The 3539-nt window shown below is 44.5% G+C and carries 6 protein-coding genes; 1 reads left to right on the top strand and 5 read right to left on the bottom strand.

The window, feature by feature from the left end; all coding sequences use genetic code 11:
- Positions 1-427, top strand: a 427-nt coding sequence (locus VN429_RS04265) for a hypothetical protein (protein ID WP_325630150.1), incomplete at its 5' end; no start/stop codon positions are given.
- 28 nt (positions 428-455) lie between these two features.
- Here the strand turns inward: VN429_RS04265 and VN429_RS04260 are convergent.
- The 5 genes from VN429_RS04260 to VN429_RS04240 form a co-directional block, all read right to left on the bottom strand.
- Positions 456-1094 carry a hypothetical protein gene (locus VN429_RS04260; protein WP_325630147.1) on the bottom strand — a complete coding sequence of 213 codons (639 nt, stop codon included), beginning with the start codon at positions 1092-1094 and terminating at the stop codon, positions 456-458.
- Positions 1075-1737 (bottom strand): TetR/AcrR family transcriptional regulator, encoded by a 663-nt coding sequence (locus tag VN429_RS04255; protein ID WP_325630145.1) that lies wholly within the window; start codon positions 1735-1737, stop codon positions 1075-1077. Before VN429_RS04255 ends, VN429_RS04260 begins: the two co-directional genes overlap by 20 nt.
- 9 nt (positions 1738-1746) lie before the next feature.
- Positions 1747-2472, bottom strand: a complete 726-nt coding sequence (locus VN429_RS04250) for a 4Fe-4S binding protein (protein ID WP_325630143.1) — start codon at positions 2470-2472, stop codon at positions 1747-1749.
- 123 nt (positions 2473-2595) lie between these two features.
- Positions 2596-3057: a MarR family winged helix-turn-helix transcriptional regulator gene (locus tag VN429_RS04245; protein ID WP_325630141.1), complete on the bottom strand. Its 462-nt coding sequence runs from the start codon at positions 3055-3057 to the stop codon at positions 2596-2598.
- Complete coding sequence (locus tag VN429_RS04240) at positions 3054-3488, bottom strand: pyridoxamine 5'-phosphate oxidase family protein (protein ID WP_325630139.1); 435 nt, start codon at positions 3486-3488, stop codon at positions 3054-3056. The genes VN429_RS04245 and VN429_RS04240 overlap by 4 nt, the downstream gene beginning before the upstream one ends.
- Positions 3489-3539 lie beyond the last annotated feature (51 nt).

Genomic DNA, 3539 nt, shown 5'->3' with positions numbered 1-3539 from the left:
ATATCATGATATTTTCCAGGGTTCCAGCAGGACAAAAGCAAACAGGAGACCGAACATCTATGAAGTTTTGATGAGAATACCTCTATCATTTATGAGTCACATTCCTCTTTCCCCATGTCAGACCTGCAAACACTATTACCAGAATAATCCTGATGATTTACTTGTCTGTGAGGCTTTTCCTGACGGGATTCCCGATCTGATACTCACTGGAGAAGATGACCACCGTCGAGCATTTCCTGGTGACCACGGGATAGTGTTCGAGCCGATGCATAGCCATGAAATCATATCACGAGAAGAGGAAGAGATTAAAGGAGGGACTATAAACATGGATTTCAACCTTGGAGATGACGTTATCAAGCGGGAAGGAATTGATATCATGATCCGGGTAAATCCGATAAAAGACCGGTTTGGTGACCGTTACATCTGATCTATCATCAATCCCATTTTTCAAAATCTCACAGGGTATCATTTCTTCGGGCAATCAGTTTTTTTCCTGTTTCCAGTGCTGCAAGAATCAGAGTGATAATGATCAATAGCATCGTTGAGATGTTGCTTACAAACTTGAGTTTTGTAAATACTGAGGCAAAAATCACAATCTGTGGGTACTGAACAGGATACAGCAGAAGTACTGCAACAAAACAGAGATTCTCAATGATATCTGAAATACCGCCAATCACCGGGATGATGACCAGACCCTGAAGTTCTTCTCTGTATGGATACAGGTACCGGAGAAGGGAACTCAGAGTTATGGCAAAGAAGAGGAGGTAACACATGGAAAATACGCTGTCAAGAGGAAGGATACTGGAGAGCCAGAAATCCCTGCCGGTCTGACCGTATGTGTCAATAAGAGAGTATACAGACAAGGGTGTATATCCAAAAGAAAGGTCAGGAACTTCAAGACCGCCGGTGAAGGCTGCGAGTTCACGTGTCCCAAAGGGTCTGCCTGTAGCGGCATAAAAAGAGAGAAGGAACAGGCTGGTAATAATCACATATGATCTCCATGAAGAGAGGCGTCTGATGATGCCAATAATGCGAACCATCCAGAAGATCTCATAAACTTCTTTTTTCTGACTATTACCCGTCAATACTGCCATGCCCCCGGACAATGGATTCAACAAGGTTTAGATAATGAGAGATGAGGAGGTCTTCATCAATATCACGCCTTTTAAGTGACCATACGAGTTCAGGACTTTTGTCCATCACGCTGCTGATCATCATTCTGACGATGATCGCAAGTTCGATGGGATCGATATCGCTCCGAATAGATCTATCCTCTACCCCACTTTTCACGATATCCTCTGTCAGGCTAATCATGGCCTCAGAGTGGGAGATGAACTCGGTTATTTCGTCGTTATAGATTTCCCTTTGATCAAGTGAGAACCGTCCAGACTTAAAGAGCAGAATCATTGACCGGTACCCCGGAAATTCGCGTGAAAATCTGATACCCGCCATTCCCAGAGCTCCTAACTGATTAACTGCAGGACCCTCGCACTCATTCACCGCATCACTGATCATCTGATGGAACAGTTTGATTCCCTTCAGGACTATTGTGAAGTAGAGTGCCTCCTTACTTTTAAAATAAAAAAATATTGTCCCTTTTGAGAGTTCTGCCTCCCTCGCAATCTGCTCCATAGAGACCTGATCATACCCGTATTCAAAAAAGAGATGTTCGGCTGCAGATATGATCTGCATTCTTCTCTCTTCCCGCTCCCGCTCTTTACGTTCAGCAATCGTCATGATTTGAAGTTAATTTTTAAAGCCATACATGATGGCGCTTTTCGGGCAGATATCAGAGCAGGAGGCACAGAGGATACATTCGGTATTTTCCATCTGCCCCTGCTCCACCATCTCCTTGACATCCAGTCCCATTGGACATGCTTTAGAACATATGTTGCATCCGGTGCAGAGGTTTTTGTCACAAGATAAATGAAGGGCAGGCCATCTGAAGAGATTGCGGAGTTTCCTGCCAATGATTAATAAAACACAGGTCGGGCAGATGTAATGACAGAACCCCCTCTTTCCTGAAACAATGGCCAACAGAAAAATACCGCCAAAGATAATGAAGTAGACCAGATACGAGATCGGTTCGGTGAGTGAGACTCCGGAGGTTGTACCATAGAAAATATTTACTGAATGAATACCTCCGGCAGAGAGTATTGTGGTAATGATCAGGATAACCCAGAACACCCAGACTCCGTATTTGATAAGGTTAAGTCGTCCTCCGCTAACCGGTTTATCCTGTATACCTTCACATAGTTCCTGAAATCCACCCATCGGGCAGAACCATCCGCACCAGAACCTGCCAAGGATCAGTGAAGAAAGAAATGTAACTATGAACAGGATCATGCTTCCGGTGGCAATCCCTTCAGAAGTGCCCATCAAAAGGATGATCGGCGATACATAGAACAAAGTTGCCGGTATGCTTGTAAAAAGCAGGAGAAGCAATAACCTCCGTATCTGTTGGCGTTTCATGACCAATCCCTTCCATTATAGCATATACCAAAAGTGTCCAGACATATCATACCTATCATCAGTATAATTTTGACCAAAGGTCAATACATACCCTTCGGTCAAGCATTATCCTCAAGCACATAATTAGGCCAGATTAGGATCCTCTGACCCATCCTCATCATGAAGATTTCTAATGATTCGTTTGAGTTTCTCCTCAAAATCCATAATCTCTTCTGGTGAGAATCCGGCATAGAACTCATCAATCATCTCGCATGATACCTGAATGAAGAGATCCCTGATGATCTCATGGTCCCGTGCAAGGAAGATGAGAATGACTCGCCTATCTTTTTCAGACGGATTTCTGATAATCAGTCCATCCTGTTCGAGCCGGTCAAGCATACTTGTCAGGGTTGACTTCTGCAGTTTGGTCCTCTTTGCAAGTTCCCTAATAGGAATACCATCACCTTTCCAGAGTGCAAACAGGATCCTCCCTTGTGCCGGATTGATCGCCTCGAGCCCATGTTCGCGAAGTTTACGGGCAAACACCCGCCCGGCCAGTTGGTGAACTTGAGAGATCAGGATACCCCCTTCAGAGAGTGACTTCATTGGCTCTCTGTGAGACTCCAGGATACAGAATCAAGGCACTCATAGTACTTTGCAACCCGTGGTACAAGACAGAGTATCGAATAATCGGTATCATGAACACCGCCTGGGTAATACATCGTCCAGTCCTTCTGCCAGATCTTCTCATTTAAGGCAGGATCTGATACAATGGATATCGTTCCGCCAAGCATCAGGCCACGCCATGTTAAAGGATCACAATAATAGACTGAAGCCTTTCCATTATTCCCAATCTGGCTTATCTTCCCAGAAGAAGTATTGGTGGTAAAGTAGATCAGAAGATCTCCCCGATGGGAATCAAAAACCGGAGCAAGATCAGGATAGGTTTCAACGTTTCGCAGGTTGAGCATTGCCCTGGTACTAGGCCATCCATCCTCGTCAATAGTGGTCAGAACAGCTGTTTTGGCTTCTGACATCAAGTTGAGGCCATGATTATGTCCACTCATTCGATCCATATAGTATTATGT

The sequence above is a fragment of the Methanospirillum sp. genome (assembly GCF_035560735.1).
In the GTDB taxonomy this organism is placed as follows: Archaea; Halobacteriota; Methanomicrobia; order Methanomicrobiales; family Methanospirillaceae; genus Methanospirillum.
Note: the sequence above shows the minus strand (reverse complement) of the source record. Positions and strands in the feature narration are given on the sequence as shown.